Consider the following 26,219-nt stretch of genomic DNA (forward strand, 5'->3'; position numbering starts at 1 on the left):
AGAGACACGAACACGATGAGCGCCGGCAGCGAACACGTCGACAGACGGGACGGTGGTGCCGGGAAACGTGGTCGCGACGCCGACTGGTGGACCTCGCTCGGTTACCACGGCGTCTGGCAGGTGTTCGGGCTCGGCCTCCCGACGATCTGGCTCGCGTTCCAGTCGCCGACGACCGCGAACCTCCTCGGGCCCGCGGCGATCGCCGGCATCTACGGCCTCGCGCTGGGGATCGCGGCGGGCCGCCAGGGAGTCCTTCGCGGTGACTGGCCGCGCCTCTCCCGTCGGAAACTCGGCACCGGCGTCGGCTACCGGCGGGTCCTCCGGCGCCACTGTCTCGTCGCCGGGACGCTCGCGCTCGCCACCTTCGGCGGCGTGCTCGTCGGCCGGGTCGGCGGCGCCGTCGTCGCCGGCGCGACGGGCCTCGTCGTCTCGCTAGCTGGCGCGGTCGCCTTCCCGCGACTGTCGGACGACGACCAGCGTGCGCTTGTTGGCCGTGCCTGCCTGTACACTGCGGGGCTGGCGGTGACGGTGCTCGTGGCGCGCCCGCTCGACCCGGCCACCGCGATCACGTCGGCGCCGCTCACGCTCGCGTTCCTCGCGGCGACCGCGGTCGTCGACCTCCGGCAGTCGGTCGCCTGAGAATGCGACCGCAGCGGTCGATGATCGCGACGGGTCGGGGACGGCGACCCGGTGCACACGGGGTAGGTTTTTGAGGCCCACGGCGAACAACCGAGCACATGGATACGGGGACGGACCGCCGCCGAGCCGTCGACGTCGGGCCGGAGACGCCGCTGGCGGACGCCCATGCCGCGTTCGTGGCCCACGTCTCGAAGGGCGACACCGGCCGCCACCGCGGCGAAGTCGAGCGGGTCGTCGGCGAGTTCGTCGACCGCGCGAGCGCCGCCGGCGTCGAGACGGTCGGCGACCTGTCGGTCGGCCACGTCGAGACGTACGCCGCGTACCTCGCGCGACGGGCGTGGGCGCGCGAAGAAGACCCCGACCAGGGGATCACCGGGCGGACGGCGCACCAGTACTTCGCGCTCGTCCGGTCGTTTTGCACGTACCTGCTCGAACGCGACGCGCTGGAGACGAACCCCGCCGCCAGCGCCGTCGCCCGCGAGGCGCTCCCCGACCGGAGCGTCGGCGTCCGCGACGACGACCGCGAGCAGTTCTGGAGCGCTGACACCCGCGAGGCTATCGTCCGCTGGATGGACTGGCGCGCCGAGGACGCACTCGACCACGGCTGGCTCGACCCCGCGCGTGCGACCCGCGACCGCGCGCTCGTCGCCGTGTTGGCGTACTCGGGCGCCCGCGGCGCCGAGTTGTTCCGGGACCCGCAGAACGACCGCAGACAGGGGATCCGGTGGCGCCACGTCGACCTCGACGCCGGGACCCTCCGCGTGTACGGCAAGACCCAAGAGTGGCAACGTACGCCGCTTCTCGAACCGGGTGTGGATCGTCTCCGTGCCCACTACCGCCGGCAGGACCCGCCGACCGACGAGTGGCCGGTGTTCCCGACGGCACACCTCCCGAGTCTGTACGCGGTGGTGCGCGAGCACGATGGGGTCGACGCTGACCCGACCAAAGACACCGTCTGGGACCTGCTCCGGGTGCACGAACTGACTCCGCCGGCACTGTCGACGGCGGGCGCTCGGCGACTCCTGAAGACGTTCTCCGCTGAGAGCGGCGTCCACGAGGAGGGCGACCCGCTGCTCCCGCACGGCGCGCGCCGCGGCCTCGGCGACGAACTGTACGACACCTCCGCCGAGTTGGCACAGGAGGTGCTCCGGCACCGCTCGGTCGAGACGACCCACCGGAGCTACCGCGACGACGACGTCGAGCGACTCCGCGATGCGGCCGAGGACGCGCTCGACGGGTGACGTGATGAGACCGGCGCTGCCCGCATCTCGGGGCGCCGCGACGAGCCACGACGGGGCGACGACACGATGACTCGTTCGCCGTGCCGCTTGCTGAACCCTTTTGCGTCGAACGGGCGAACGTCGATCCGATGACAGCGCTCGAAGACGTCGACCTAGACTTCGTCCGACTCGGCAGCACCGGCATCCAGACGAGCGAACTCCAGTTCGGGACGTGGCGCTTCGGCAAGGAGACCGAGGAGGGCAACGTCGAGATCGGCGAGAAGCGAGCACACGAACTGCTCGACGCCTACGCCGAGGCCGGCGGGCGCTACATCGACACCGCCGACGTATACGGCGGCGGCGAGAGCGAGCGGTGGATCGGTGACTGGATCGCCGACCGAGACCGCGAGCGCTACACGGTCGCCTCGAAGATCTTCTGGCAGATCCGAGAGGGCGACCCGAACAGTCGCGGGACGAACCGCAAGAACATCCGCCACCGGATTGACGCGCTGCTCGACCGCCTCGGCACCGACTACGTGGACGTCCTCTACATCCACCGGTGGGACGACGACACGGACGCCCGGGAGTTGATGAAGACGCTCAACGGGCTCGTCGAGGACGGCAAGGTACACTACCTCGGCGCCTCGACCCTCCGTCCGGACGCGTGGAAGGTCGCCCGCGCGAACCAGATCGCGCGCAACGAAGGGTGGGAGCCGTTCTCGGTGCTCCAGCCGCGCTACAACCTCGTCGACCGCGAGATCGAAGGAGACTACCTCGAGATGGCCCGCCACGAAGGCCTCGCGGTCTGCCCGTGGAGTCCGCTCGGGCAGGGGTTCCTCACGGGCAAGTACAGCCGCGAGGAGGGGCTGACCGGCGAGTCGCGCGCCGCGGAGTCGAGTCGCTTCGCCGACGCGTACCTCACCGAGGAGAACTTCGACGTGCACGAGGAGTTGGAGGCCGTGGCTGACGAGGTGGACGCCAGCGTCGCTCAGACGGCGCTCGCGTGGCTCATGCACCGCGACGGCGTCACCGCTCCGATCGTCGGCGCGCGCACCGTCGAGCAGTTGACCGAGAACGTCGCGGCTGCGACCGTTGACCTCTCCGACGAGCAGGTCGACCGGCTCACCGAGGCGAAAGGTGGTCCCTACGCGGGGCTGTAATCGAGTTGCGCGTTTCTCCTGTCGAGGCGACCGCCGTCCTCAGCCGCTGATCTTCGGATTCGACCCGTCGTCGTCGGGGTCGACCGGAGACTCGTCGTCCGGGTCGACGGTGACCGCGCCGTCGCCGTCGACGACCACGCGGCAGTCGGCGTAGGAGAACTCGACACGTGTACTCGCTCCTCCGCCGCCGCTGGCGTGGGTGACGATGGACCGGACGGCGTCCATGTCGACGTACTCGTACAGCGGCGGCAGCTCCGCCTCGTCGGTGTCCGATCGGTTGGCTGCTGCCGTCATGATAGACACCGCGAGGGAACCAGGTTGTGGCACGAGGCTCACCTCAGAGGCGACATGCATAACATTTTGTGTGACGTTGTCACCAGCGAGAAGTAGCTACTCAGCCCCGTCTACGCGGGGATCGCCCCTCCCGATGGCGATCACAGTTCGACCCTCGCGAGGTCGGACTCCAACTCAGCGATCTCGTCGTTGTAGTGGTCGACGAAGCCGCGGAACTGCGGCGCGTACTGGCGCACGTCCGCCGCAGACGGCGCCTCGTACTGCGACAGCAGGTACACGCCGCCGCTGCCGCCGACGCGGAGGTACGAGACGCCGTCGCGGTCCCACTTCAACTCCCAACGAGTGCCGTCGACGCGCGCCGCATAGGTGCCGTAGTCGCCCCCTTCGTAGCGGTGGAGTTCGCCCGCGATCCGGTCGGCGGCGTCGTGGACCGCGTCGAGCACGCGGTCGCGCTCGGCGACAGCCGACTCGGTCGTGCGCGCTTCGGGGAAGTCGCTCGACACGTCGTCGAGGACGCCAGACAGTGAGTCGACGTACTCGTTGTAGGCGGCCACGAACGCGTCGTAGTCGGCGAGCGCGTCCGCAAGCGGCTCCGGCTCCGGGTCGCGCTTCGTGGAGACGACGTACACGTCGTCGCCGCTGGACGGAGAGAAGCGGAGGTACTCCAGGTCGCCGCCCTCGTACTTGACCGTCCACGTAGCGCGCTCGGTGTCGAAGTCGCGACCGCCGTAGTCGCCGCCCTGGAGCAGCGCCAGTTGGTAGGCGATCCGGCCGGCGTGCTCGCGCACCGCCGCCACCACCTCGTCGCGTCGCTCCCTGATCGCGTCCACGTCGTCGGGGTCCGTCGGGGGCCAGTTGGTCACGGCGGGAGTCGGCGCGGGGCGGGGATAACCGACGCGGTGCTGTCGGCGTGTCGCCCGTGCTGGTCGCTCGGTCGGCCCCGCCCGCTCACCCGTGCGTGAAGATGTACGCCTGTCCGTCGTCGACGCCGACACACAGGTCCAACTGCTTCGAGAGGTCGAGGCTCGTCGGGTTCTGCTTGCAGATGACGAGGTCGTCGAACGGTTCCTCGCAGGCCGGGCACGCGACCGCGACGGTGTTCTGGTACGACTTGATCGCGGCGTTGTCCTCGCGCTTCGTCAGCGAGGTGAGGAGTTCGTCGGTGTCGATGTCCATACAGCGGAGGTACGGGTCCCTCCTATTCAATCATCAGGAACCGACAGGCGCGGGCGTCGCGTCACACCTCGTCGATCACAGCCTCCGCGAACCGCGTCAGCGACGCCTCGGGGTCGTCGCCACCGCCGGGTGACACGAGCACGTGGTCGACACCGAGGTCGTCGAGACGGCGGAAGTAGTCGACGAACCACTCGGCGCCCGCGCGGTAGCCGAGGTGGCGGTGTTCCGGGTCGGCCGTCGGGTCGTCGGCCAGTTCCGTGCGCACCGCCATCGAGTACGGCGCGTCGCCGGCGGCGGCCCGCCAGTCGTCGAGGTACGACTCCAGCGTGGAGTCCGGGAGGTGGTAGAACAGCCAGCCGTCGCCGTGGTCTGCGATCCAGTCGAGTTCCTGCCGAGCGAACCCCGTCGGGAGTAACGGGATGGACCCGCCGACGGGTTTCGGGACGAGATTCAGTTCCCCGTCGAGTTCGCCCCACGCGCCGCTGGCTTCGGGGAACTCCTCGCGCCACAGCGTCCGCAGGAGACGCACGGACTCGCGAAAGCGCTCGCCGCGCTCGTCGGCGTCGACGCCGAACGCGGGGAACTCGGGGTCGCGGTCGCCCGTGGCGACGCCCATCACCAGTCGCCCGTCCGAGAGGCGGTCGACGGTCGCGGCGCTCTTGGCGACGTGGATCGGGTGGCGCAGCGAGAGGACGACGCTGGCGGTACCGAGGGCCACCTCGTCGGTGTGGGCGGCGACGTGGCTCAGCCACGGCCACGTGTCGAACGTCTGCCCTGCGTCGCCAAAGCGCGGCCAGTACAGCGGCACGTCGCGCGCCCACAGCGCGTCGAACCCGACGGCCTCCGCGTGGGCGGCCAGCGCTACCTCCTCGTCGACGGCGGGTCGAGACTCGCGCGCGCCCGTCAGCGGGAACCCGGTCCCGAATGTCAGGTCGTCGTCGCCGAACAGGCGCTCGTAGCCGCGGCCGTGGGTCCGATCGCTCACGCCCGCGACTCGGGGACGAACCGTGATGTGGGCTCCGGTCGCGGTGAGTCGTCGCGGTGTGTCGTCTCGACGGGGACTCCGGCGGACACGGCGCCCGCCTCGGTCGACTGCCGGATCGCTCTTGGTCGGCGGTGGCGTTCGTTCGGCCCAGTGAACCACGACCGGATCCACGCTCGGGAACCGACGCACGACCGCGACCGGTGGTCGGTCGGTCGGATCGAGGCGCTGACCGAGCGCGACGGGCACTGCGTCGTCACCGTCCGCGACGAGGCCGACGGCTCGTCGGTGGAGTTGACGGTGACGCTCGCCGTCCGCGACCTGTTCGTCTCGCGCCTCGACCCGGACGCAGCGTCGCCGGTCGGCGAACGCGTCTGGTACCGCAAGCGCGGCGGCTGACTCAGTCTCGTGCGACCGTCTCGTAGACGCCGTCGATGGCCGTCTCGTCGACCGTCAGCGACAGTTCCTCTCCCTCCTCGGCGGCCTCGTCGGCGACGACGGTCACCGCCTCGATGGGGTCACGTCGGACGAATGCGCGGATCCGATCGAGCCACGACGGTCGGCCACCCGCCCGACACACGAGGACGTAGCGCGACGCCGCGACCTCGCGGAGTTCCGGCACCAGTCCCTCGTCGTCCTCGTCTGGCCCGACCACGTGGAGGACTTCGACGCGTAGCTCCCGGGGCACGGTCGGACTACCCGTCGCGGGGGGAAGCCGGTGTCGGTGTCTGATCAGTGGAGTGGGGTCGGCCCCCTGCGGTCGCTCACCTGCGGGTCTCGAACGACGCGACGACGCCCGCGTGGTCCGAGGGCCACACGCGCACGGACTCGGTGCGGTCGCCGTCGTCGCGGACGAGGCGGATCCGGTCGTCGGCCTGGTGGTTCACCCGTTCGATCGACGTGGCGCGGATCCGCCCGCGGCGCAACACGGCGTCGATCCGGCGGTTCAGGCGCGAGCGGTCGTTCCGCAGGGTCGGCGACTGACAGCAGGTATGGCCGGCGCTGCTCGGAGAGAGCCGCCGGAAGGGGTCGGTGAAGGTGTCGGTGAGCAGGTCGTACGCCGCCGAGTCGCCGCCGGGGCCGCTGTTGAGGTCGGCTCCCAGGACGATGCGCCGGCGTTCGGGCAGTTCCCTGACCAACTCGCTGGCTTGCAGCACTCTGAGGAACGACGACACCGACTCCAGGTGCGTCGAGACGGCGGTGAACTCCACCCCGTTCATCGCGAGGTCGGCGCGGGCGTACCCCCGCCGCAGCGACACCTCCTCGTCGGTGTTCGGGATCTGGATCACGGTGTCCGTGTCGAAGGTTCGGGTGACACGGTTTCGAACGTCGACGCCCTCGCGGACGAGCACCGCGTTCCGGTCGGTGACGCGGAAGTCCACTCGCCCGTCGTCGGTCTTCGCGGGGAGTTCGGCGTCGCTCGTGCGCGTCACCGCCGCTCGGCGGAAGTCGATCCCCCGAGCGCGAAGCGACGACTCCAACTCAGCGAGCAGGTCGACGACGACCTCGTCGGCGGCCTCGGCGCCGCGAGTCCCGAAGTCGCCGGGCGTCTGCGTGCGGAACTTCGTCGCCTCTTGCACGGCGAGCACGTCCGCGTCGGCGGCGGCGACCGCGGCGGCGACGGCGTCGGCGCGCGCGGCGTACACCGCCGGGTCGACGCCGTCCAGGAACTTCCCGACGATCCGTCGGAATCCGCCCAGCGAGTCGGCGTCCAGCAGTCGGGACACGTCGAACCCGAGGTAGAGGTTCTGCGTCATCACGGTGGGCTCGGCGGTCGGTCGTCTCGCGCGGGCAGTCGTCGAGACCGCACAGCCGACGCCGGCGGTTGCTCCCGCGACGCCCCGCAACACCGCTCGACGGCTGTACCCCGACCCAGGCCGACTCGTCGGATCCATGACTCGTTCGGGTCCTCTCCACTCCGGCGCTTCGTTACGCGGGTGTGAATCGGTCGTAATCGATCGGTATCCAACACCGCCCGACGGCGGCCACTTCGTGCCGTCGTCGACCGGACTCGGTAGTGGAGGTCGCCGCAGTCGGTCGGTAGGGTCGGTCGAGATGGCTCCTCGGTCTCGGTCGCGCTGGCTGTCACGGTGGTGTCGCTGCGCCCAGACGGTGCGCGTCAGTCCCCCTCGTCGCCGTCTGCCGCGAGCACCTCCGACTGGCGGTCGAGCGCTCGTTCGAGGAACGCCGGCGGTAGCGACGCGAGGTCGCCCGTCTGGACCCGCCAGAAGTCGGCGTACAGACCGTCGGCGGCCAGCAGGTCAGCGTGGGTGCCGTCCTCGACGACCCGCCCGTCGTCGAGCACGAGGATCCGGTCGGCCTCTCGGACCGTCGACAGGCGGTGGGCGATGACGAACGTCGTGCGCTCGGCGGCGAACGCGTCGAGGCGCGCCCGGATGATCGCCTCCGTCTCCGTGTCGACAGCTGAGGTGGCCTCGTCGAGCACGAGAATCGCGGGGTCTTTCAGCATCGTCCGGGCGAGCGCGAGGCGCTGGCGCTGGCCGCCAGACAGTTTCACGCCGCGTTCGCCGACGAGCGTGTCGTAGCCGTCCGGGAGTCGCTCGATGAACTCGTGGGCGTGAGCGCGCCGCGCGGCCTGTTCGACGGCGTCGTCGCTCGCGTCGAAGGTGCCGTAGGCGATGTTGTCGCGGACGCTCCCGAAGAACAGGAACGGCTCTTGACTCACGTAGCCGACCGACCGCCGGAGGCTCCGGAGGGTCACCTCGCGCACGTCCGTCCCGTCGATCCGGACGGCACCCTCGTCGGGGTCGTACAGCCGCGGGAGCAGTTTCAACAGGGTCGACTTGCCGGCGCCGGTGGGGCCGACAACGCCGACGGTCTCCCCGCCGTCGACCGCGAACGACACGTCGTGAATCACCTCCTCGTCGCCGTAGGCGAACGAGACGCCGTCGAACGTGACGGCGCCGTCGGTCACGACCAAAGGCTCGGCACCCGGCGCGTCGCCGACGGCGGGGTCGCGGGTCATCACGGCGCGCACGCGACCGGCGGCGGCCTTCGCCCGCTCGTAGCTGTCGACGATGTTGCCGAGGCGGACGATGGGCCAGACGAACTGCTGGGCGTAGATGACGAACGTGACGAACTCGCCGGGCGACAGCGTCCCCGACAGCCCGAACGGAGGGCGACCGAGCACCCACAGGCCGCCGACGAGGAACGTGATGGCGAACCCGACGCCGGAGACGACGTTCAACCCCGGGAAGTAGGTGATCCGGATACGGACGGCCGCCAGCGTCGCGCGGAGGTACTCGGTCGACGACTCGGCGACGCGGTCGCGCTCGTACGCCTCCGCACCCTCGGTCTTGATCACCTCGATGCCGCCGACGTTGTTCTCCAGTCGGGAGTTGAGGTCGCCGATCTCCTCGCGGATCGAGAGGTACCGCGGCTCGATGACCCGCGTGAACAGCAGCGTGAACGCCGCGAGCAGGGGAACCGGGAGGAGGGTGACGGCAGTGAGCGGGAGGTTCAACCCGACGAGGATCACGCCGATGCCGACGATGGTCGCGACGATCCACAGCGTCGCGCTGACGGCGTTCTCGAGGAACGACTCCAGCGCGTTCACGTCGTTGTTGAGGACGCTCATCAGGTCACCCGTCCGGCGCCCCGAGAAGTACGCCAGATCGAGTCGCTGGAGGCGGTCGTAGGCGTCCACGCGGAGGTCACGCTGGACGCGCTGGGCGAACACGCTCCAGCCCCAGTTCTCGACCCACGAGGCCAGCGCCCCCAACAGCGTCGCCGTCAGCAACACGCCGATCGAGAACAGGAGTTGGTCGACCGGCGCGGCGGGAACGATCGACTCGGGGACGAACGGCAGGCTGTACGGCCGCTCACGCAGGAACACCGCGTCGACGGCGACGCCGATCACCAGCGCGGGGAGCAGGCCGAACAGGCGGCCGGCGACGGTGAAGGCGGCGGCCAGGAGGGCGTACGCGCTGCTGTCCCGGCCGTAGGTGAGGTAGAGGCGCCAGATGGGGTTCTCGCGCCACGACCCCGGTTCGTCGGGGTCTGCGTTCGGGGCGGGGGCCGCGTCCATTCCCGCTCCGTAGCACTCGGACGCGTATCAGTTGCGTGGCGACCGCGACCACCGGCTGTGTGGTGTGGTCGCCAGTGGTTCGCCGTGTGCGAGCACGGCCGCTGTGAGTCAAATCGGCGTTTGCGCCTACAGACGGCTTATGATCCCAGCGAGCGATCTCCGTGTATGCACACCAGACGGTCTCTCCTCCAAAGCGGCGGCCTGCTCGGCCTCGCCGGCGTCACCGGGCTCGCGGGCTGTACGGCGACCGCGAATGACGACGACCCCCTCCCCGACGGCGGTGACGACGGCTCCGGCGACGGCAACGGCGGCTCCGAACCCTCCGATCGCGAGTACCCGCCGGGATCGACCCACGAGGCGACGATCACCGGCGTCGACGACGCACCCGACCTGCCGGTCGCACCGCGCGTGTCGCTCGCAAACCCCTACGTGACCGAGGGACAGCCGGTCGTCCTCCGCGTCGACGTGGACAACCCGACCGACGAGCCGGTGAGGATTGGCGAGTACCGGCCCGTCGTGTTCCAGTACGTGTACGACACTGACGGGACGCTCGTGTGGTACCCCCACTCCGAGCGCTCGACTGACGGCGAGCCGGACCGGGCGGTTCCGGACCTCGACCTCGCGGACGACGGCTGCTGGCGGCTCGCCTCGGGGATCGCCCAGACGATGGAGTACGGAACCGTCGAGATACCCGCGAATGGGACGCTCACGGCGTACGTCGGGCTGTACGCGACCGCCGACGCCCCCGAACCGGCGGATGGCTGCTTCCCGACTGGCGCGTTCCGGTTCGACACGAACTACACCGTGTTCGCGGACGGGATGGACGGCGACGACAACCCCAGCGCGACGTGGGGATTCGACCTCGCGATCGAGACGATCGACAACGACTGAACTGGAGGCGACGACGGGGATCCCGCCACTCTACCGACGGTCGCTCTCGACACCGTCCGAGAGCGGTCAGGTCGACTCGACCGTTCGGTCGGCCATTGCGGCGCCGTCGGCGCCGTCCAGGATCCGCCGGAGCAACGGAGGCGTCATCGCGGAGGTGGTCACGGCCACGAGAAGCACCACCGTGTACATCCGAGGGCTCAAGATTCCGAGGTCGAGCCCGACGGTCGCGATCACGATCTCGATCGCGCCGCGGGCGTTCAGCCCGACGCCCATCCCGGCCGCCTCCGTCCGATCGTAGCCGAGCGCGGTGGCCGCGACGTACACCCCGCCGACCTTGCCGACGGTGGCGACGGCGAGCGTCACGGCCCCGACGACCGCCACGGTCGGGTCCGCCAACAGACCGAGATCGGCGTCGAGCCCAGCGACCCCGAAGAAGACGGGCGCGAACACGCGGAGCGTTCCACGCTCGAACACCGAGCGCGCACGCTCGGAGATTCCGCCCGATCTGGCGACCAACACGCCCGCGACGAACGCGCCCAGCGCAGGCTCGATCCCAACGGCGTGCGCGAGGGCGCTCGCACCGACCGCCGCGGCGACGACGACGAGGAGGTGGCCGGCCGCGTCGTCGTCGGGAAGTCGAGCCAGCACGGCGTCGACGACGCGTTGGCCGACGACCGCGGCGCCGAGCAGGAAGGCCGCGAGCACCAGCATCACCGCGGCGAACGCGCGCCCGTCGAACCGGCCGACGCGCGCGATCCCGACGACGACGCCGAGGAGGATCCACCCGACGATGTCGGTGAACATCGCCGTCGCGACCGTCCGCTGGCCGAACGGGCTGTCGAACGCGTCGAGATCGATGAGGATCCGGACGACGACGGGGATCGCGGAGATGCACAGCGACGTGGCCAGGAAGAGGGCGAACACGAGCCGCGAGGCCTCGCCCGTCAACAGACTGGCCGGGACGACGACGCCGACCCCGACGCCGAGCGCGAACGGCACGACGAGCCCGGCAGCGCCGATCGTCACCACGTCGCGGGCGTACGTCCGGATCAGTTCGACGTCCGTCTCAAGACCGGCGAGCGCGAGGAGCAACACCAATCCCAGTAGTGAGATCTCCGCCAGCAGTGGCAACGCGACCGCCGGAGCGAACAGGTCGGCGACCGAGGGGGCCAGCCGACCGACAACCGACGGGCCGAGGACGAACCCGGTCGCGAGTTCGCCGACGACCCTGGTGAGCCCGAGCCGCTCGGTCAGCGACCCGAGGACGCGGGCGACGACGAGTAACAGTCCGAGGAACGCCGCGAGCGTTGCGGCGTCCGCGAGGCCAAGTGCAGTCATCTCGGGAGCGGAACGGGAGTCACCGACGCTGGGCGATCGGATCGCTTCTGTGTGCCCGCGTTCGGTGAGCAGGTGTGATGGAACTACTTCGCTCGCCCACCGGCTTGAGTCTCGTGGCGATTGTCGTGTTGGTGGGACTGAGCGCGTTCTTCTCCAGCAGCGAGACGGCCATCTTCACGCTCCCCGACGAGTGGATCGACGAGCACGCGAACAGTGGGGATCCCGACGGAGCGACGCTGCGCGACTTGCGTGACGACCCCCACCGGCTATTGGTGACGATCCTCGTCGGGAACAACGTCGTCAACGTCGCCATCGCCAGCCTCACGACGGTGCTGGCCACCGAGTACCTGCCCGACGGGATGGGCGTCACGGTCGCCACGATCGCCGCCAGCTTCCTGATCCTGATCTTCGGCGAAATCGTGCCGAAGTCCTACGGGTTGGCCCGGGCCACGGAGTGGGCCGAGACCGTGGCTCGCCCGCTCGCGATCGTTGAGCTCCTCCTGTACCCGCTCGTCTTCGTCTTCGACCGCATCACGCGAGGGCTCACCGCGGTCATCGGGGGCGAGGCGGACATCGAGACGCCGTACACCGACGAGTGAGGCGGGTAGTGAGACCGTTGGGTCTGCCCTCGCTATCGTCGCTCGCTCGCCGAGCGACGAGAGGACATCTCGAAGCGGGTGACCCCACTGATCGCGGAGATTCTGCGGCGAAGCGATGGCTACACCACGGAGATCCGTCCCCAGGGGGTGTTCGAGGCGCTGTCTCTCCTGGAAGTCGTCGCGGCGAACGAGGACGCTCACAACGAGCTCGGTTGGAGCGGGGATGACGTGTTCAAAGAGATCGTCATCACGATTCTGAACAGGGTCTGCTTCGGCAGTAACCAGCGGCTGTCCACGAATCGTGTCGGGTTCGACTACTGAGGATACACGTTGCGCGTTCACCACTCCCTCGGCAACCGATCAGTGACTGAGAGATTCACCAGCCCCGGTGGACCGTACTCCTTTGGCTGAGGGTAGAAAAGACGATTACATGACAACTCTCGCGTCGCTCCGCCGGCGAGCTGCTACGCACCGCCTGGGCACCTACATCGCGCTTACGTTTCTCGTGACATGGGGGTTCTGGGGAGGCGTCGTCCTCTTCGAACCGTCTGCGACGACGCTTCTCCAACTCGTTGGCGGATTCGGACCGTTGATCGCCGCCGCGATCACCGCCTGGATCGCCGGGGATGTTCGTCCCTGGGCCGCGCAACTCGTGCGCTGGCGGGTTCCAGTGCGGTGGTGGGCGTACGCTGTGCTCGTCCCGGGAGGGATCGTCGGCCTCGTCGTCGTCGGAAGCGTCGGATTCGGCGGCGGGATCGACGTCAGTCGGCTTCCCGGGGCCGGTTCGATCGTCGCGATCGGGGTCCTCACGTTCCTCCGCGGAGGGCTCGAGGAACCTGGCTGGCGTGGAATGGCGCTCCCCCTTCTCCAGAAGCGATTCAATGCGACCGTTGCGAGCGGCGTACTCGGCGTCGTTTGGACGACGTGGCACCTCCCGTTGTTCGTCACACAGGGGACGAACCAAGCGGGCTCCTCGCTCGTTTTGTACGGGATGAGCGTCCTCCCGCTCACGGTTCTTCTCACTGTTCTCTACAACAACACACGGGGAAGCGTCTTGCTGGCGATGCTGTTCCACACGACGTGGAACGCTATCCAGGGCGTGGTCGGTCCTGCCATCACGGGTGCTGGGCGAGTCTCTCCGAACGTGCTCGTCTTGGTCGTGCTGTGGATCGCTGCGCTGGGTGCGATCGCGATCCACGGCGTCAGCGATCTCTCAGGGGAACGTCTGATGGAGATCCCGCGCCCGACACGCTGAACTTGCGTTCTGCCCGATCAACGTCGCCCAGTCTCGAGACCCCGACTCCCTCCACCTCCACCTGCTGAGCAGTCTCCCCGATCTCGCAGGGAGGTGTCGTCAGCAGGTGGGTGTGCCAACGGCGCCGGTGGGAGTGTCTCGCACGCCTCGGCGACACGGAGACACGCCACAACTGGAACTGGACGCGACCGCGTCGAGAGGGCCGTGAAGCGATCGCTCGCGAAGGTAGTTCACGTCTCGGAGTCGTCGAGGGCGGGAACCCCAACCCTCCCGACTCCCGCAACCCGATCCCGAAATCGCTTTCTCGCCGCTGCGGGAACGGAATTCCGTGCCGGCTGACGACCCAGACGACGACGCCGAGCGGGAGACGACGCCGCGTCGGGTGATCGCGACGCTGTTCTTCATCGTGTTCCTCGACCTGCTCGGGTTCGGGATCCTCATCCCCGTGATCCCACTGTACGCCGAATCTTTCGGCGCCAACGAGTTCGTCGGGGGACTGCTCATTGCGACCTACTCACTGTTCCAGTTCGTCGGCGCACCCATCCTCGGTCGTCTCTCAGACGAGCGTGGGCGCCGGCCCGTCTTGCTGATCTCGTTGGCCGGCAGTGTGATCGCGTGGACGCTGTTCGGCGTCGCCGGCGAACTCGGCCCGCTCATCGGCGCGGCGAACGGACTCGTCGTCCTGTTCCTCGCCCGCGCGCTCGCCGGTGTGATGGGCGGCAACATCGCCACCGCGAACGCGTACATCGCCGACGTGACGCCGCCCGAGGAGCGCGCCAAGGGGCTCGGCATCCTCGGCGCGGCGTTCGGCCTCGGTTTCGTGTTCGGTCCCGCCATCGCGGGCGTCGTCTCCAGTCCGTTCGCGCTCTCGGTGTTCCGGGACGTACTCCCGGCGGTGGTGCCCGTCTCGGAGTTCACCATCCCTTCGTTCGTCGCGGCGACGCTGTCGGCGGCCAACCTCGTGGTGGCGTTCGTGGTGCTTCCTGAACCCCGCGAGCGCGTGGAGTCGGCAGCGTCGTCGGGGCGGTCGCGGCTCCGCGAGTTGCTCGACGCGGTCCGGTCGCCGGCCATCGGGACGCTCATCGTCTCGTTTTTCCTCGCGTCCTTCGCGTTCTCGGCGTTCGAGAGCCAGTTCATCTTCCTCACGAACGACCAACTCGGCTACGGCACCGCCGCCAACGCGGTGCTGCTCACCTACATCGGCGTCGTCATCGCCATCGTGCAGGGAGGGCTGATCGGCCCGCTCACCGACCGGTTCGGCGAGTACCGTCTCGCCGTCGGTGGCGCGGCAATCCAAGCGGTGACGCTCGCGCTGGTGCCGTTCGCTGTGACGTCCACGGTACTACCGGCGCTCGGCCCCGTCGAGTCGGGCGCCGTCGCACTCGCGCTGGTGTCGACCCCCCTGGCGGTCGGCAACGCCCTGACGAACGTCTCGCTGAACGCGCTCGTCTCGCGGACCGCCGGCGACGACGAACAGGGCGGCGCCTTCGGACTCACGCAGTCGGCCGGCAGCCTCGCGCGGACGGTCGGCCCGGCGCTGGCGGGACTGCTGTACGTCGCCGTCGACTACTGGTCGCCGTTCGTCGCCGCCGGCGTCGTATTCGTGCCGGTCGTGTTCCTGCTGGTGCGCCTCGGTGAGGCGCGGTCGGTCCCGGTGCCCGAGTAGGCAATCGGCGACCCGCCGCTTCGAGAACGCGCGGGTCGCCTCAAGGAACGCGCGGGTGGCCCCGCCGGTGGAGTTAACGGCCACTCCACGAGTCGATCCGTCATGTCGAACGACGAACGACCGACGGTCACGGTCGACCGGCCGGGGGCCACCTCCGACCCCTCGTCCGCCGAGCGCACCGCGCTGGCGTGCTTGCGCGCAGGCGTGGCCGCCGCGCACCCCAGGCGTGTCGTCGTCGACGGTGTCTCGGTCACCGGCGACACCCTCCGCGTCGCGAACGCCGAGTACGACCTCACGGCCCACGACCGACTGATCGTCGTCGGCGGGGGGAAGGCGGCCGACGGCGTGGCAACCGCATTGGAGGCGGTCCTCGGCGACCGAATCGACGACGGCGTCGTCGTGTGCGACGCGGTCGCCGACGCTGACGAGGGTGGGGCAACGGACGGGACCCGACGGGTCCGACGCGTCCGTGGTGGTCATCCGGTCCCGACGGCCGAGGGCGTCGCGGGGACCGAGGCGGCGCTGGAGCTCGTCAGATCGGCCGACGAGCGGACGCTCGTCCTCGCGGTCGTGACGGGCGGGGCGAGTGCGCTGTTCGCCGCGCCTGCGACGGGGGTCGACCTCGACGCGCTCCGCCACACGACGCGCGCGCTGTTGGACGCGGGCGCCGAGATTAGCGAGATCAACGCGGTCCGCAAACACCTCTCGCGCGTCAAGGGCGGGCGCTTGGCGGCGGCAGCCGCGCCGGCGACGGTGGTCGGACTCGCGCTCAGCGACGTGGTGGGCGACGACCTCGCCGTGATCGGGAGCGGGCCGACGGCACCCGACGAGTCGACGTTCGCCGACGCGCTCGCGGTGCTCGACCGGTACGATCTCGCCGTCCCGTCGGGGGTGCGGACGCATCTGGAACGCGGTGCAGGCGGCGAGGTCTCGGAGACGCCCGGATCCGACGACCCGGCGTTCGACCGCGTCACGACGCACGTGCTGGCGAACGCCCGCACTGGGATCGACGCGGCGGCAGCCACAGCGCGCGACCGCGGCTACGAGCCGTGTGTGCTCTCCAGTCGGATCCGAGGGGAAGCGAGCGCGGCGGGCGTCACCCACGCCGCCGTCGCGGAGGAGGTCGCCGCCTCGGGCGACCCGGTCGACCCGCCGGCGGTCGTCCTCTCGGGCGGCGAGACGACCGTCACCGTCACCGGCGACGGCGTCGGCGGCCCGAACTTGGCGTGCGCGCTCGCGACGGGGATCGAGTTCGCCGACCCGCGCTCGCCGCTCGCGGGTCGCGACTGCGCGTTTCTCGCGGTCGACACCGACGGGCGCGACGGCAGCACCGACGCCGCGGGGGCGCTCGTAACGCCCGAGACGGTCGTCGACCGGGCGACCGCCCGCGACGCACTGGCGGCCGACGACGCGCTCCCGGCGCTCGACGACCGCGGCGCGCTCGTCGTCACTGGCGCGACTGGGACGAACGTGAACGACCTTCGGGTGCTCGTCGTCGAGGAGTGACGGGACGGGTCACGGGCGCCCGACGGCGGCGGACAGCCACCGAGTGAATCGTGTCGCCGCGAGTTCCACGTCTGCAGTCGTTAGGAGTGACGCGAGCGCACCGACAGTGATGCCCCACACGAGGTGGCCACCCAGCGAGACGGGGTCGAGGTTCGGGACGGCGGCGGCGATGCCGACCGTGCGTAGCCAGAGGCCGAGGACGACGCCCGACCCGATCAGCCACAGGAGGACGCCGTAGCCGGCGCCGAGCAGCACTGACCCGCGGACTGAGGAGGCGACGGTCGCCGGGCGGCCGACGGCGGTGACGGCCACGAAGACGGTCGCGAACACCCCGCTGTGGAACAGGTGGGCCACCCACCCCGCGGCGCTGCTCTCGGCGCCGTACAGCGCGCCGATGACCGCCAACGACCCGGTTGCGGCGTGGAGCACACCGCCCATCAGGACGCCCGCGACGAGGCCGACGCCGAGCGCGGCCCACAGTCGGGCGCCCGCGACGCCCGGGTCGTTGCTCGGGGGGACGTTGCGGCCGGTCCGCGGGAGTCCGACTCGAACTGTCGTCGTGTCGCCGTCGTCGTCGACGGCGAGCGTGCCCCCGTACTGGGCTACGAGCAGTCTGACCAGCGGTATCCCGTAGTCGACGTCGTTGTGCTCGTACTCGGGGACCCCGTCGACGAGCACCCCTCGGTCGCGGTCGGAGAGCCACGCGCCGGGGGCCGCGACCGCCACCTCGACGACGCGCTCGGTGGCCGTCACCTCGACGCTCGCCGCTCCGCCGGCGCGGGCCGGCATCGCGAGCAACTCAGACAGCAGTGTCACCAGGTTCTCGTCGGCGCGCACCGACACCGTCGGCAGGTCGACGTCGTGGGTGTCGGCGGTCGCGGTCGTGGAGGCCGCTTCCAGCGCCCGGTCGACGCGGACGGGAACCAGTCCGGAGACGGTGTCCTCGTCCGACCGGAGCAGCACGCGCACCTCGTCGAGCGTGTGCTCGATCCGTTCGACAGCGTCGTCGACGGCGGCCCTGCTCCGCCCGTCGTCGTCACCACGTTCGGCGAGCAGTTCGGCGTGACCCCGGATCACCGTCAGCGAGTTCAACACTTCGTGGCGCAGCAGGCGATTCAACAGGACCGACTGCTCGGCCTGTCGGGCGAGCACCTGCCGCCGCCCCTCGGCGGTCGCCGACTGGACGCCGACGACGACGCCGACGGCGCCGCCCGCGACGACCGACCCAGCGACGACACTCCCCGCGCGGAGGGTGACGGCGCCGCCAGCCTCGGCGACTGCGGGGAGCGCGGTCAACAGCGGGGTGACGACGATGCCGAGTAGGAACCAGACGGCGACCGTGCGCGCGTACTCACGGCTGTGCGTGCTCACCGCGAGATTCACCCCGTACAGCGCCGTGGCGAGGCCGCCAGCCAACGGCACCAGTTGGGCAGTCGTCGCGAGGGGAGCCGTCCCCATGCCGCTGAACACGACGCCGGCCAACAGGAGGCGGGTCGACGCGAACGCCACGACTGCGATCACGATCCCCCCTGGCTTGAGCGCGAGTTGGTCGCCTGCGGAGGGCACGTTCATACTGGTGCGTCTGGGCCCTGGGGCTAATACCTGCCTCCGAGTGTCGCTCACCTCACACGTCGGGCGATCACTCGTCCAACGCGCCGTTCAGCACCTTTGCGGCCACGAGTACCGGGTCCCACACCGGGCTGAACGGCGGTGCGTACGCCAGGTCGAGGTCACCCTCGACGGCCTCGACGACGGCGTCGACGTGGCGCCCGCGAGCGCGGCGACTGCGCATGCAGGAGCCGTACTCGTCCCACGGGACCAACTCGTAGTCGTCGTTGCGCACGCGCTTGGCGATGGCGTCCTGGGCACTCCCGACGTAGGCGGCGCCGTCGCCGGTCCACAGCTTCAGCCCGTTGTCCGACGCCGGGTTGTGCGAGGCCGTCACCGAGACGCCGGCGTCGGCGCCGTACCACTCGACCGCGCGCGCGACCGTCGGCGTGGGAACCTCGCCAAGCGTAATCACGTCCGCGCCACACTCGCGCAGCCCCGCCGTCAGCGCGTCGGTCAGCGCCGGACCAGTGTCGCGCGGGTCGCGACCGACAACGACGCGTCGGGCCCCCTCCGAGGCGACCGCGCGGCCGACGCCCAGCGCGACCGCTCCGGTGACCTCCTCTCCGACGACTCCACGGATACCACTCGTTCCGAACATACGACAGAGAGGTGCGTGGGTCGACGTTTGTTACCACCCGACTATCGAGGAACAGTCAGCTGCTACTGGTCAGAGAAAGTGGTATCGGTCGCACGGCCGCCGTCGGATTCGACCGCGCGCTCTGCCCCACGGCGCGGCGACTGCCCGTTTGCGACCGGCGCACGGGTGTACGTCGCACTCGACGGACGAGTCTGCTCGCCGGTAGGCGTCCCGCGATCGGGGAGGATCACCTCGTCGAGGTGCTCGTTGGCGCGCATGTCCATCGCCATCGCGGCGACGAACGAGAGCACGCCGAGGACGAACACCGCCGTCGACAGCAGTCCGCCGACGAGCAGCGACGCCCCACTCGCGAGCGTCGCCAGGAGGCCGACGCCGGCAACCCCCACCGCACCGGCGCCGAGCGCGTACGCGACGACGAGCGGGTTGAAGTCGTAGACGACGTAGTTCGTGCGCAGGCGCCACAGGAAGTTGCGCAGTAACATCCACGACACGCGCGGCACGTACGTCCGGTAACGGATGTGACTCTCCTCGTCGCCGTAGATGATGGGGTTGGGGATGTCGACCACGCGGAGGCGAGCGACGTTGAGCTTCACGAGCAGGTCGTTGCAGTAGCCGTAGAACTCGTACATCTCGTCGATGTCCGCCTCGTGGAGCGCGCGTCGGGAGATGGCGGTGTAGCCGCTCTGTGGATCGCCGGTGGACCAGTAGCCGCTGGCGATCTTCGTGAGCGCCCCCAGGATGCCGTTGCCCACGAAGCGCAGTCCCGGCATGTCCCCGTGGTCGCGCCGACCGGCGAAACGGTTCCCCTTCACGTAGTCGGCCTCGCCGTCGATGATCGGGTCGAGCAGCGTGCCGAGCACGTCGGGGTCCATCTGGCCGTCGCCGCCCATGACGGCGGTCGCGGCGATGTTGTCTTCGCGGGCGCGGAGATACCCAGTCTTGATCGCGCCGCCGACCCCACGGTTCTGCTGGTGTTGGATCGGGACGACGCGCTGGTCGAACTCGTCGCTGCGTCTCGCCCGTGACGCTTCGGAGTCGGCTCTGCGGTCGATCTCGACCGCGCGCTGGATCTCCGTCCACGTGTCGTCAGTGGACGCGTCGTCGATCACGTAGATACGGTCGACGAACGCGGGCACCGTGACGACCGTCTCGCGGACGAACGGTTCCTCGTTGTACGCCGGGATCACGACCCCGACTGTGTGGCCTCGATACATGGTTCGGACCGACCGTATCCGTCGGTCGATCGATCCCTCCCCCGGACCGGGTTTTGTTACCCTTCTCCTGTTAGAGAAGCCGGAGACTACGGGACGGTGGCCACCGAGGGCGGGCGAACCCCGCGTTCTCGAAGCCGACCTATAACAAAGCCCGAATCGGCGGCACGTGGTCGTAATGAGTACGTACTCCGCGGGGGGAAGGGCACGAGTCGTACTCGTCGTCGCCCTCCTCGTTCTCGCGCCGACGGCCGGCCCGCTCGTCGATGTTGCGGCGGCAGCCGCCGGCGACGGACAGACGTTCGCGGTCGCACAGGCGGGTTCCTGTTACGTTGTGACGCCGTACGAGAACGGCTCGCAGGACGTCACCGCGTTCTACGACTACCGGAATCCGACAACGACGCCACCCAGTAACGACTACAGTTCCCATGGCACCCAGCAATTCCAACAGTCGCGCGGAAGCTCACTCTTGTTCTACGCTGACGGCGAGGACACGAGCATGGTCGTCGTCCACGACGAGTTGGGCGGGACGGGCGACGGGAGTACCGTGACGTACGACTTCGAGGGACTCCCCGCGGGCGGGTTCTGGGCCGTCACGGACGACATATACACCGAAACCAGCGGACAGAGAAACGACGACGACTGGGTAGGGGTCAACACGACCAGCACCACGGTCGACTGGAAGTACTCCGAGGGCCGCACCGACGGCGGCGCGTACAAGGGGTTCGACAACTTCACCGGGACGGTCATCCTCGACCCGGACTACAACGAGGAGGCCGCCCACTGGGGCGACTGGAACCGTTCGGGTGCGGAGCGGTACGAGGTACAAGACTGGACCCTGTTCAGCGAAGACGACGACGAGACGTACAACCTCGACCTCGACCGCAACGTGTACATCCACGCGGGCGAGTGCAACCCGGATCAGTCTGTCACGGCGGATCTGACCGCGCCGTCGAGCGCGGACCCCGGCGAGACAGTCGCGTTCGACGCCAGCGGGACCGTCGGCGACGGCGACGTCGTCGAGTACGTGTGGACCATCGACGGTGACGACTCGTTCGAGCGGGTGACCACCTCCCCGACGACCACGATTCCGTTCGACGAACGGGGCGTCTACACGGTCGAGGTGACGGCGATGGACAGTTACGGCAACGAGGACGTCGCCTCCGCGCAGGTGGTCGTCGGCAACCCCGGCGCCCCGACGGTGAACGTCACCGTGACGCCGTCGACCCCGGTCGTGAACCAGACCGTCACGTTCGACGCGAGCGGGTCGAGCGATCCGAGCGACGACGGGTCGGTCGAGCGTTTCGAGTGGGACGTGAACGGTGACGGGACCGCCGACGCCACGGGTCCGACGTTCGAGACGGCGTTCGCCACCGCGGGGAGCCAGTCTGTCGAGGTGACCGTCTTCGACGACGACAACGAGTCGACGAGCGCCACCGTGACGGTCGACGTCCAGCCCGACCAGCCGCCGACGGCTGCGTTGAACGCGACCCCGCAGACGGTCGCCGTCGGGGAGTCGGTCACCTTCGACGCGAGCGGGTCGAGCGACGACCTCGGGATCGTGGAGTATCGCTGGGACCTCGACGGTGACTCGACGCCGGAACGCAACGAGACCTCCCCGACGCTGTCGAGTAGCTACGACGTGGCGGGCGCGTACACCGCGACGGTGACGGTCGTCGACACCAACGGCCAGACGGACACCGCAGAGGTACCCGTCCGGGTCGGGATCGACGCGTCCCTGTCGGCGCCCGACTCGACGCCGGTCGGCCAGTCGGTGACACTCGACGCCTCCGGAAGCACCGTCAGCGGGTCGAACGTCACCTACCAGTGGGATATCGACGGCGACGGCACCTTCGAGCGGTCCACCGACACCGACCCCACGCTCACGTACACCTTCGAGGCGGCGGGGAACTACGAACCGACGGTCCGGGTGACCGACGGCGAGAACATCACCGCCGACGCGACGACCCCGATCAACGTCACGTCGTTCGCAGACCTGTCTGCGCCGGCGACGGCTCGCGTCGGGGAACAGATCACGTTGGACGCCTCCGGGACAGTGATCGGCGGGAGCAACGTCACCTACGAGTGGGACCTCGACGGCGACGGTACCTTCGAGAGGAACACCAACGGCTCGGCGACGGTGACCCACACGTACAACGTCGCCGACGACTACACCGCGTCCGTCCGCGTGCGCAGCGACACCGAGACCTTGGATGCGAGGACCAGCATCACCGTTGAGTCGTCCGCAGAGCTGACGGCACCACGGAACGCGCTCGTGAACGAGGAGATCACACTCGACGCCTCCAACACCGCGATCGGTGGCAGCGGCGTCACCTACCAGTGGGACCTCGACGGCGACGGCACCTTCGAGACGGACACCAACGGCTCGGCGACGGTGACCCACACGTACACCGAAGCTAGGACGTACGTGCCGCGAGTGCGTGTCATCAGCAACACCGAGTCGCTGGTGGCGAACTGGACGGTGAACGTCAACCAGCCCGATCCTTCGATAGACGCCGACGCGACTGCCGTCGACGTCGGTGAATCCGTCACCTTCCGCGGAGGCATCAACTCGGCAGACGCCTCCTCGGTGACCTACAGATGGACGCTCGGGGATGGAGAGACCAAAACCGGACGCGTCGTCAGCCACGCGTTCGACTCACCTGGGGAGTACACCGTCAACCTGAGCGTAGAGATCGGTAACATCTCCGCGTCCACCTCCACAGAGGTGACCGTCTCTGAGGCACCGGCCAGCGGTGGTGGTGGCGGTGGCGGAGGCGGCGGTGGTGGCGGCGGCGGCGGCGGTGGCGGTGGTGGCGGTGGCGGAGGCGGCGGTGGTGGCGGCGGCGGCGGCGGTGGCGGTGGTGGCGGTGGTGCACCACCGAGTAGCGGCGGCGGTGGTGGTGGGGGTGGCGGCGGAGGCGGTGGCGGCGGCGGCGCCGACGACGTCGACGAGCCAGACCCCGACGACCTGGAGCCGAACTTCACCGACGTCTCGGTGAACCTCAGCAGCACCGAACTGGTCACCGGTGACACGCTCGTCGTGACCGCCAGCGTCACCAACATCGGCAACGGGAGCGGGACGAAGACCATCGAGTTCGAACTCGACGACACGATCGTCGAGGAGCGCCAGTTCACGCTCCAACCCGGCGAGAGCCGGACGGTTCGCTTCACGCGAACGTTCGACACGGCGGACCTGTACTCCGTCCAGATCGACACGGACCAGCGCTTCCTCGTCCGCGTGTCCGAGCCGCAGCCGAACTTCACCGTGACGGGCCTGACGGTGAGCGACGACGCGCCCGACGTCGGCGAGGAGATCACGTTCACCGCGACGGTCAGCAACGACGGGCGTGCGAGCGGGAACACCACGGTCTCACTGTCGCTGTTCAACGAGACGGTCGCCGAAGAGACCGTGACGGTCGCACCCGGCGAGCGCGCTGAGGTGACGTTCACCCGGAGCATCGCCGCGGCCGGGAGCTACCTCGCGAGTGTCGGCAACGAGACGGTCACCGTCACCGTCACCGACCAGGAGGGGACGCAGAGCGGTGGCGACGACCCCGGGGACGGGGGTGACACCTCGACGACAACACCCGGGTTCGGCGCGCTCGCCGCGCTGATCGCGCTCGGGGTCGCCGCGTTAGCGTTCGCCCGGCGCGGTCGCCGGCGGAGCGACTGACGTCCGGGGGCGCTCCCCCGACTCGATTCTGGAAGCGGACTCCGCTCGTCAGCCGACGGCCAGTCAGCGAGCCACCGTCTCCGTTCGCTCGTCGCCGAGGCCGTGCCCGTTCTTCGCCTGTGTCGACGAACCCGGTAGTGGTGCTCGAAGCGTGGAGGAACCCGCACGAGTGGTGCGGTGCGTTCGGACGACCTGCTGTGACGGTACGACGCCGAGCAGCCACGGCCACACCGCGCTCTAAACCGACGACCGTGTGCCCCGCCCGAGACCGGCGTGGGGTCGGTGGTCTCGCCCGAGTCGTCCTCTCGGTATGCGTCGCGCCGCTCGGCCGCGCGGCGTGCGCCCACCGCTGGCCGCCCCGTCGAACGCGGACGTTCGTCCGACGACACCACTCGAGCGGCGACCACGCTGGGACCACCAGCTACACCCTCGGTGTCACGGGGACGACGGACGACTCCACCAGCCTCGGCGGCGGTGCATCGGTACCACCGTCCGGGTCGCAGCAGCCGCGGGCGATGGTGTCCCCCAGACGCTCGCGCCGGCCAGAGCGGATCTGGGTGAGGGCCGGCCATCCCTGTTCGGGCAGCCGGCGTGACACAGCGTCGGGGCCCACTCGGCACCTCGTCGCCGACACAGTCACCTCCGGGGACGCGTCCCTCGACACGAGTCGTCGAGGAAGTCGACCACCCGCGCAGGGTCGCGACCGTCTCGAGGATGCGGGGTCAGCGCGACGGCGACGGCGCCCTTGGAGGTGGAGGACGAGCGAGCGAACCGACGTGCCTCGTCTGAGACGACGCGACGAGAGGGACAGCGAGACGGGGTTCGCGAGGTGTGGCGAACGGCGTGGCGAAGGCTAGAACGTGAGAAAAACGGAAGCGAGCGAAACCCAGGCAGCCGTACCGGGTGACGAGGTGGAGGGCCGAGCGCGTCAGCAGTCGTTGTCGTGGACGTCGTTGCCGACGACGCCGGTCCGGACCTGGAGGTCGCGGTTGTCGTTGCCGCACACCGTGTTGTTGTACACGGCGTTGCCGGTGGAGCCGCGGATGTCGAAGCCGTCGTCGGCGTTGTCCCGGAGCGAGTTGTCCGAGACGACGTTGCCGTCAGACTCGCGCAGGTAGAGGCCGTCGTCGGCGTTTTTGAACGCCCGGTTCGACACGAATCGGTTGGCCGACCCGCCGTCGAGGTCGACGCCGTCGTCGCCGTTGTCGGAGAGGGTGTTGCCCGACAGTTCGTTGTTCGTCCCGATGAGGTACACGCCGTCGTTGGCGTTCTCGGAGGCGACGTTGCCGGCCACGGTGCTGTCGTGGACGCCCGCGAGCGCGATTCCGTCGTCGGTGCTCCCGGACACGACGTTGTTCGAGACCGTGACGCCGGAGGAGTTGATCAGGTGGATCCCGTCGGTCGCACCGGTGACCGTGTTGCCGGAGACGACGCTGCCGTTCGTCCCCCTGACGAACACGCCCTCGTAGCGGTTGTTCGAGATCCGATTGTCGCTGATCGTCAGCGGAGTCGTGTCTGCGGCAGCGGAGCCGAACACGTCGCCGAGTCCTGCGAACCCGGCGTCGCCGAGCATCGGGAGGAGCCACGACGGCGGTCCGTCGGCGGACGCGCGGGTTGACGCCTCGGGAGCGTCGTCGACGCGGACACCCATCCCGCCGTTGCCGGTGATCCGGTTGTCGTGGACGGTCGTCGCGAACGACTGGCGGACGGTGACGCCGTTGCCCCGGTTGTCGGCCAGGGTCGTCTCGGCGACACTGACCTGCTCGCTGCCGACCACGACGACACCGTGGCCGCCGGCGCCGGTGATAGTGCCGTCCTCGACGTCGACCGCCGTCGAGTCGGCGACGCGGATGCCGTCGCCGGTCGCGTTGACGACGCGGACCTCGGCGAACGCGGCGTCCTCGACGCCAGAGAGGGTGATACCGTTCCAGAACTCGGAAACGGCAACCCCCTCGATGTGGAGGTCAGAGACGCCATCGGCGACGATCGCCGACCCGCTCGTGTTGCCGCCGGTCACGGAGTGACCCGCCCCCAACAGTGTCACGCCGTCGGCGGTGACGCGGAAGCAGTCACCTTCGACGGCGGAGACGTCCTGTCGGAGCACGTACACGCCGGAGTCGTCGAGTATCCCGCAGCTGTCGACGTATGTCGTCGCTTCCGGGCCGTAGTGTTCGTCGGCGACCGCCGGCACCGCGAACGCAGCGATCCCCCCTGTGACAGCGAGCAGTGCGACGACCACGACGACGACTGCCCGCCTCTCGGTTCTGCTCCGCCAGTATGGACTCATAGTCAGTACGTAGCAACCCGCTAGGGTCACATTGTAAGCGTCCGACTTCCGTATTCGGTGGC

General features: G+C 69.6%; 23 protein-coding genes. 11 read left to right on the top strand and 12 right to left on the bottom strand.

The genetic code is table 11. The features are described from left to right. The first annotated feature begins 15 nt into the window (after positions 1-15). The 3 genes from P0R32_RS15955 to P0R32_RS15965 all read left to right on the top strand — a co-directional run bounded on the left by P0R32_RS15955 (position 16) and on the right by P0R32_RS15965 (position 3,019). A complete protein-coding gene (locus tag P0R32_RS15955) occupies positions 16-639 on the top strand; it encodes a DUF8215 family protein (RefSeq protein ID WP_276239642.1) in 624 nt (207 codons plus the stop codon). 98 nt (positions 640-737) lie between these two features. Next, positions 738-1,880 (top strand): tyrosine-type recombinase/integrase, encoded by a 1,143-nt coding sequence (locus P0R32_RS15960; protein WP_276239643.1) that lies wholly within the window; start codon positions 738-740, stop codon positions 1,878-1,880. Positions 1,881-2,008: 128 nt separating this feature from the next. Further along, on the top strand, positions 2,009-3,019 hold the full coding sequence (locus P0R32_RS15965; RefSeq protein WP_276239449.1) for an aldo/keto reductase: 1,011 nt from the start codon (positions 2,009-2,011) through the stop codon (positions 3,017-3,019). Between the two features lie 39 nt (positions 3,020-3,058). Here the strand turns inward: P0R32_RS15965 and P0R32_RS15970 are convergent, their stop codons facing one another. The 4 genes from P0R32_RS15970 to P0R32_RS15985 all read right to left on the bottom strand — a co-directional run bounded on the left by P0R32_RS15970 (position 3,059) and on the right by P0R32_RS15985 (position 5,474). After that, positions 3,059-3,313: a HalOD1 output domain-containing protein gene (locus tag P0R32_RS15970; protein ID WP_276239450.1), complete on the bottom strand. Its 255-nt coding sequence runs from the start codon at positions 3,311-3,313 to the stop codon at positions 3,059-3,061. A 140-nt stretch (positions 3,314-3,453) separates the two neighbouring features. Beyond that, on the bottom strand, positions 3,454-4,176 hold the full coding sequence (locus tag P0R32_RS15975) for a profilin-fold protein (protein WP_276239451.1): 723 nt from the start codon (positions 4,174-4,176) through the stop codon (positions 3,454-3,456). Positions 4,177-4,261: 85 nt separating this feature from the next. Continuing rightward, entirely contained in the window at positions 4,262-4,489 is a 228-nt protein-coding gene (locus P0R32_RS15980) for a DUF7385 family protein (protein WP_276239452.1), read from the bottom strand. A 61-nt stretch (positions 4,490-4,550) separates the two neighbouring features. Next, positions 4,551-5,474, bottom strand: a complete 924-nt coding sequence (locus P0R32_RS15985; protein WP_276239453.1) for a TIGR03571 family LLM class oxidoreductase — start codon at positions 5,472-5,474, stop codon at positions 4,551-4,553. Positions 5,475-5,624: 150 nt separating this feature from the next. Here P0R32_RS15985 and P0R32_RS15990 point away from each other — a divergent pair, with 150 nt between their 5' ends. Beyond that, positions 5,625-5,870, top strand: a complete 246-nt coding sequence (locus tag P0R32_RS15990) for a DUF7861 family protein (protein WP_276239454.1) — start codon at positions 5,625-5,627, stop codon at positions 5,868-5,870. A gap of 1 nt (position 5,871) precedes the next feature. Here the strand turns inward: P0R32_RS15990 and P0R32_RS15995 are convergent, their stop codons facing one another. From P0R32_RS15995 to P0R32_RS16005, 3 genes are all read right to left on the bottom strand, one after another. Continuing rightward, a complete protein-coding gene (locus P0R32_RS15995) occupies positions 5,872-6,159 on the bottom strand; it encodes a DUF7526 family protein (RefSeq protein WP_276239455.1) in 288 nt (95 codons plus the stop codon). A gap of 76 nt (positions 6,160-6,235) precedes the next feature. Beyond that, positions 6,236-7,366, bottom strand: a complete 1,131-nt coding sequence (locus P0R32_RS16000) for an endonuclease/exonuclease/phosphatase family protein (RefSeq protein WP_276239456.1) — start codon at positions 7,364-7,366, stop codon at positions 6,236-6,238. 224 nt (positions 7,367-7,590) lie between these two features. Then, the gene (locus P0R32_RS16005) at positions 7,591-9,519 is read right to left on the bottom strand and encodes an ABC transporter ATP-binding protein (RefSeq protein WP_276239457.1); all 1,929 of its coding nucleotides are present in this window, start codon (positions 9,517-9,519) and stop codon (positions 7,591-7,593) included. A 165-nt stretch (positions 9,520-9,684) separates the two neighbouring features. Between P0R32_RS16005 and P0R32_RS16010 the strand changes: the two genes are divergently transcribed. Beyond that, positions 9,685-10,410, top strand: a complete 726-nt coding sequence (locus P0R32_RS16010; protein WP_276239458.1) for a hypothetical protein — start codon at positions 9,685-9,687, stop codon at positions 10,408-10,410. A 66-nt stretch (positions 10,411-10,476) separates the two neighbouring features. On the opposite strand, the gene P0R32_RS16015 is transcribed toward P0R32_RS16010, so the two are convergent. Further along, entirely contained in the window at positions 10,477-11,748 is a 1,272-nt protein-coding gene (locus P0R32_RS16015; protein WP_276239459.1) for a cation:proton antiporter, read from the bottom strand. Positions 11,749-11,825: 77 nt separating this feature from the next. Here P0R32_RS16015 and P0R32_RS16020 point away from each other — a divergent pair, with 77 nt between their 5' ends. The 5 genes from P0R32_RS16020 to P0R32_RS16040 all read left to right on the top strand — a co-directional run bounded on the left by P0R32_RS16020 (position 11,826) and on the right by P0R32_RS16040 (position 16,774). Then, the gene (locus P0R32_RS16020; protein WP_276239460.1) at positions 11,826-12,347 is read left to right on the top strand and encodes a DUF21 domain-containing protein; all 522 of its coding nucleotides are present in this window, start codon (positions 11,826-11,828) and stop codon (positions 12,345-12,347) included. Positions 12,348-12,425: 78 nt separating this feature from the next. Continuing rightward, positions 12,426-12,668, top strand: a complete 243-nt coding sequence (locus P0R32_RS16025) for a hypothetical protein (protein WP_276239461.1) — start codon at positions 12,426-12,428, stop codon at positions 12,666-12,668. 109 nt (positions 12,669-12,777) lie between these two features. Then, positions 12,778-13,602 carry a CPBP family intramembrane glutamic endopeptidase gene (locus P0R32_RS16030; RefSeq protein ID WP_276239462.1) on the top strand — a complete coding sequence of 275 codons (825 nt, stop codon included), beginning with the start codon at positions 12,778-12,780 and terminating at the stop codon, positions 13,600-13,602. 328 nt (positions 13,603-13,930) lie between these two features. Continuing rightward, on the top strand, positions 13,931-15,268 hold the full coding sequence (locus P0R32_RS16035; protein ID WP_276239463.1) for an MFS transporter: 1,338 nt from the start codon (positions 13,931-13,933) through the stop codon (positions 15,266-15,268). A gap of 102 nt (positions 15,269-15,370) precedes the next feature. Continuing rightward, positions 15,371-16,774: a glycerate kinase type-2 family protein gene (locus P0R32_RS16040; protein WP_276239464.1), complete on the top strand. Its 1,404-nt coding sequence runs from the start codon at positions 15,371-15,373 to the stop codon at positions 16,772-16,774. 9 nt (positions 16,775-16,783) lie between these two features. Here the strand turns inward: P0R32_RS16040 and P0R32_RS16045 are convergent, their stop codons facing one another. The 3 genes from P0R32_RS16045 to P0R32_RS16055 form a co-directional block, all read right to left on the bottom strand. Further along, entirely contained in the window at positions 16,784-18,346 is a 1,563-nt protein-coding gene (locus tag P0R32_RS16045; protein ID WP_276239465.1) for an ATP-binding protein, read from the bottom strand. Positions 18,347-18,413: 67 nt separating this feature from the next. Further along, positions 18,414-18,983: a phosphohexomutase domain-containing protein gene (locus tag P0R32_RS16050; RefSeq protein WP_390219598.1), complete on the bottom strand. Its 570-nt coding sequence runs from the start codon at positions 18,981-18,983 to the stop codon at positions 18,414-18,416. Between the two features lie 62 nt (positions 18,984-19,045). Continuing rightward, positions 19,046-20,197, bottom strand: coding sequence for a glycosyltransferase family 2 protein (locus tag P0R32_RS16055; protein ID WP_276239466.1), 1,152 nt, complete (start codon positions 20,195-20,197; stop codon positions 19,046-19,048). Between the two features lie 175 nt (positions 20,198-20,372). Between P0R32_RS16055 and P0R32_RS16060 the strand changes: the two genes are divergently transcribed. Then, positions 20,373-23,870 (top strand): PKD domain-containing protein, encoded by a 3,498-nt coding sequence (locus P0R32_RS16060; RefSeq protein WP_276239467.1) that lies wholly within the window; start codon positions 20,373-20,375, stop codon positions 23,868-23,870. A gap of 928 nt (positions 23,871-24,798) precedes the next feature. On the opposite strand, the gene P0R32_RS16065 is transcribed toward P0R32_RS16060, so the two are convergent. Then, entirely contained in the window at positions 24,799-26,109 is a 1,311-nt protein-coding gene (locus tag P0R32_RS16065; RefSeq protein ID WP_276239468.1) for a right-handed parallel beta-helix repeat-containing protein, read from the bottom strand. Positions 26,110-26,219 lie beyond the last annotated feature (110 nt).

Origin of the sequence: Halobaculum marinum, assembly GCF_029338555.1 — an archaeon.
In the GTDB taxonomy this organism is placed as follows: domain Archaea; phylum Halobacteriota; class Halobacteria; order Halobacteriales; family Haloferacaceae; genus Halobaculum; species Halobaculum marinum.

What these genes read in the sequence shown, in the direction of transcription:
- P0R32_RS15955 (WP_276239642.1), top strand. Translation starts at nt 16, where the DNA reads ATGAGCGCCGGCAGCGAACACGTCGACAGACGGGACGGTGGTGCCGGG.
- P0R32_RS15960 (WP_276239643.1), top strand. Translation starts at nt 738, where the DNA reads ATGGATACGGGGACGGACCGCCGCCGAGCCGTCGACGTCGGGCCGGAG.
- P0R32_RS15965 (WP_276239449.1), top strand. Translation starts at nt 2,009, where the DNA reads ATGACAGCGCTCGAAGACGTCGACCTAGACTTCGTCCGACTCGGCAGC.
- P0R32_RS15970 (WP_276239450.1), bottom strand. Translation starts at nt 3,313, where the DNA reads ATGACGGCAGCAGCCAACCGATCGGACACCGACGAGGCGGAGCTGCCG.
- P0R32_RS15980 (WP_276239452.1), bottom strand. Translation starts at nt 4,489, where the DNA reads ATGGACATCGACACCGACGAACTCCTCACCTCGCTGACGAAGCGCGAG.
- P0R32_RS16000 (WP_276239456.1), bottom strand. Translation starts at nt 7,366, where the DNA reads ATGGATCCGACGAGTCGGCCTGGGTCGGGGTACAGCCGTCGAGCGGTG.
- P0R32_RS16005 (WP_276239457.1), bottom strand. Translation starts at nt 9,519, where the DNA reads ATGGACGCGGCCCCCGCCCCGAACGCAGACCCCGACGAACCGGGGTCG.
- P0R32_RS16010 (WP_276239458.1), top strand. Translation starts at nt 9,685, where the DNA reads ATGCACACCAGACGGTCTCTCCTCCAAAGCGGCGGCCTGCTCGGCCTC.
- P0R32_RS16015 (WP_276239459.1), bottom strand. Translation starts at nt 11,748, where the DNA reads ATGACTGCACTTGGCCTCGCGGACGCCGCAACGCTCGCGGCGTTCCTC.
- P0R32_RS16020 (WP_276239460.1), top strand. Translation starts at nt 11,826, where the DNA reads ATGGAACTACTTCGCTCGCCCACCGGCTTGAGTCTCGTGGCGATTGTC.
- P0R32_RS16030 (WP_276239462.1), top strand. Translation starts at nt 12,778, where the DNA reads ATGACAACTCTCGCGTCGCTCCGCCGGCGAGCTGCTACGCACCGCCTG.
- P0R32_RS16040 (WP_276239464.1), top strand. Translation starts at nt 15,371, where the DNA reads ATGTCGAACGACGAACGACCGACGGTCACGGTCGACCGGCCGGGGGCC.
- P0R32_RS16045 (WP_276239465.1), bottom strand. Translation starts at nt 18,346, where the DNA reads ATGAACGTGCCCTCCGCAGGCGACCAACTCGCGCTCAAGCCAGGGGGG.
- P0R32_RS16050 (WP_390219598.1), bottom strand. Translation starts at nt 18,983, where the DNA reads ATGTTCGGAACGAGTGGTATCCGTGGAGTCGTCGGAGAGGAGGTCACC.
- P0R32_RS16055 (WP_276239466.1), bottom strand. Translation starts at nt 20,197, where the DNA reads ATGTATCGAGGCCACACAGTCGGGGTCGTGATCCCGGCGTACAACGAG.
- P0R32_RS16060 (WP_276239467.1), top strand. Translation starts at nt 20,373, where the DNA reads ATGAGTACGTACTCCGCGGGGGGAAGGGCACGAGTCGTACTCGTCGTC.